Source organism: Streptomyces sp. NPDC005070 (genome assembly GCF_053600395.1).
In genome coordinates this window covers 1-2,583 of sequence record NZ_JBSFZS010000364.1, presented here as the reverse complement: position 1 = coordinate 2,583, position 2,583 = coordinate 1, and the positions used below count along the sequence as shown (strand labels likewise).

Genomic DNA, 2,583 nt, shown 5'->3' with positions numbered 1-2,583 from the left:
CTCACTCCCTCGATGCACAGGTTCGGCTCGACCGGACATACCCCCCATGCTTCCACGCGACGACGGCCCGCGTACGGGGACGATGACGCCGCCGCCACCGGTATCCGTCACAAGGTGTGGTGCAGCCAGCGCTGCAGGACTTCGTTGACGTCCGCCGGGAGGGAGCTGATCTGCTCGATGACCGCGCGGTCCTCGGGCATCGGCGGGATGCCGGCGGCCGTGAGCGTCGCGTGCAGGGCCAGCCGTCGCTCGTCCCGCGGGTCGAGGGTGTAGCCCAGGCGGTGGGCGGGGTTGGGCGGCGCCAGAACGAAGTCGCCGTCGTCGCGAGGCAGCGCCTGAGCGGGCACGACGGTGTCACGGGGGTGTACGGCATAGGGGTCGACGAAGGCGCGGGAACCAAGGGTCTCACTGTTCCAGGGGGTCATCTGTGTCTCCTCATCGACGCGTTGTGAACCACCTGTCGAGATCTCCGCGAGGGCCCCTTCGGTTGCGTTCGCGCCCGAACATCACGCTGACGGCGTCATCGGCGGCTGATCACCTCGTACGACGGGACGACCTCCGCCGATGCTACGAACATCGCGCGACCATCCGCCACGGAGTCACCCTCGCCCGCGCGGCCGCTGGCCGATCGGTCACCCCCGCCCGCCGGACCAGCGCACGGCGGCGGCTCCCGCGAAGTCGCCGGCGTGGGCGAATCCGCCCAGGACGACGAGGTCACCGTCCTTCACCCGGCCCGAGGTGATCGCGTGGTCCAGGGTGACCGGGATCGCCGCGCCGAAGAGATTGCCGCACTGGTCGAAGGTGTTCAGGTGCCGCTCGGCGGGCAGTTCCAGCGCCTCCGTCCAGTTGCGCAGGAAGGTGCGGTTCGGCTGGTTGGTGACGAGGACGTCGATGTCGCCGGTCGCCACGCCGAGCCGTCGGCACAGGTCCGCGATCACCTCCGGGACCAGCCGGTTGCCGCGTGCCAGCACCTTGGCGACGCTCGCGTCGGTGAACCCGATCCGGAGCTGGGACTCCCCCGGCTCCCAGTATTTGCGGCCGTCGTCGAGCGCCAAGGTCATGTCGCCCGCGTGCTCGCCGATGTGCCGGGTCTCCACGTCGAGGACAGGGGCGCCGGCCGACGTCGTCACCCATCCCACGCCGCACCCGTCACCCGGGATCGCGGCCTGCGCCAGCCGACGCACATCGGACTGGGTGAAGCACTGCCCGGCGGCGCTCTGCGCGTTGCAGATCAGCGCGGTCTTCGCGTCGGTGGTCGTGAGGATCTGCCGGGCCAGCTTCAGCATGTACACGAAGGAGGCGCAGCCCGCGTTGGCCACGTCGACGAGCCACTCGGGGTTCAGGCCCAGTCGGCGCGCCACTTCGGTGCCCGCGCCGACGAACGGAAGGTCCGGGAGCTGGCTGTGCACCAGGAGTACGTCGACGCCCCGGATCTCGTCCCTGCCGTGGCGTTCGATCAGGGGCTGTACGGCGCGCTCGATCATGTCCGTGTTGGTCTCGTCCGCGGCTACGTGGTGACGTGACCGCGGGACCTTGAACATGGGGTGGCCGCGCAGCTTGTCCTCCGCGCCCGGGTACTCGGTGTAGTACTCGGCGGGGACCGGATCGCCCGGAAGGTAGCCGGCGACATCGGTGAGGCTGACGGTGGTCACGGTGCCACCGCCCTCGCGGGAGCCACGCTCACCGGCTGGCCGTTGCGGTGGCGATGTTCCAGGATCGCCTTGAGGTTGTTCATCTCCACGGTGTGGCCCGCGTAGAACAGGTCCCAGTAGTCGCCCACCCAGGGCCGGTCGGGGCGGGGAGCGAGACCGGGCTGCGGGTTCGTGTCGTAGTAGGGATGACGGCAGTTGGTCCAGGTGATCACCGATCCCGGCCTGTCGAGTACGAGTCGGGCCGGCACGACACGCATCAGGTAGATCATCCACAACTTGTCGCTCTGGTCCCAGGAACAGTGGTAATCCACGGTCATGGCCTCGGGGTTGGCGACGGTCCTGCAGTAGATCCTGGTGTCGTCCTCGAGCCGGTCGCGTCCCACCCACAGTCCGGGTGTGCCGGAGGGCTCGAAGTCCCGCAGGCTGCAGGTCCATTCCTCCAGGTGGTGGCCCTGACGGAGGTAGTCGTAGGTCAGTTCGGGCGGGCAGTCGACGTACTCGTGGATGGTGCAGTACTGCCCGTAGACCTGATGGTGGGGGTAGACGGAGTGGGTCAACTCCACGCAGTGGGCGGTCAGTTCGTCCTTGCCCGGGTTCTCGATCCGCATCAGGCCCGGGATGTCAGCCGGCGCGGACGACGCGTCGCTCATCTGCATTCTCCTTGTTGTCGGCGTACCCGGCGCGGTCGGCATGACCGGCGGCCTGGGCGAAGGGCTGGAACGGCAGGAACGGAGGGATCTCCTTCGGGTCGCAGTCCAGTGCCACGAAGGCGGGGCCGGCGCCCGTATTTCCGCGCAGCAGCGCCGCGCGCAGGTGCGCCGCGCTCTCGGCACCAGCGAAGTCGTCGCGGCGGTCGCCGGTACGGCCCTCGGTGTCGATGGTGTGGTGCAGGTCGGTGCGCCCCGAGGACGTGAAGGCCTCCTCGGGCTCC

At 69.3% G+C, this 2,583-nt stretch carries 3 protein-coding genes and 1 pseudogene; all 4 read right to left on the bottom strand.

Annotated elements, in window-relative coordinates:
- Nucleotides 1-107: 107 nt before the first annotated feature.
- A complete protein-coding gene (locus ACWEBX_RS39090) occupies nt 108-425 on the bottom strand; it encodes a hypothetical protein (protein ID WP_451889459.1) in 318 nt (105 codons plus the stop codon).
- A 207-nt stretch (nt 426-632) separates the two neighbouring features.
- Nucleotides 633-1,652 (bottom strand): 3-oxoacyl-ACP synthase III family protein, encoded by a 1,020-nt coding sequence (locus tag ACWEBX_RS39085; RefSeq protein ID WP_451889458.1) that lies wholly within the window; start codon nt 1,650-1,652, stop codon nt 633-635.
- Nucleotides 1,649-2,302, bottom strand: coding sequence for an SRPBCC family protein (locus tag ACWEBX_RS39080; protein ID WP_451889457.1), 654 nt, complete (start codon nt 2,300-2,302; stop codon nt 1,649-1,651). Before ACWEBX_RS39080 ends, ACWEBX_RS39085 begins: the two co-directional genes overlap by 4 nt.
- Nucleotides 2,274-2,583: pseudogene (locus tag ACWEBX_RS39075) on the bottom strand (hypothetical protein); the annotation flags it as partial. The pseudogene ACWEBX_RS39075 and the gene ACWEBX_RS39080, both read right to left, overlap by 29 nt.

Coding starts and splice junctions, on each gene's coding strand:
- ACWEBX_RS39090 (WP_451889459.1), bottom strand. CDS start 425: ATGACCCCCTGGAACAGTGAGACCCTTGGTTCCCGCGCCTTCGTCGAC.
- ACWEBX_RS39080 (WP_451889457.1), bottom strand. CDS start 2,302: ATGAGCGACGCGTCGTCCGCGCCGGCTGACATCCCGGGCCTGATGCGG.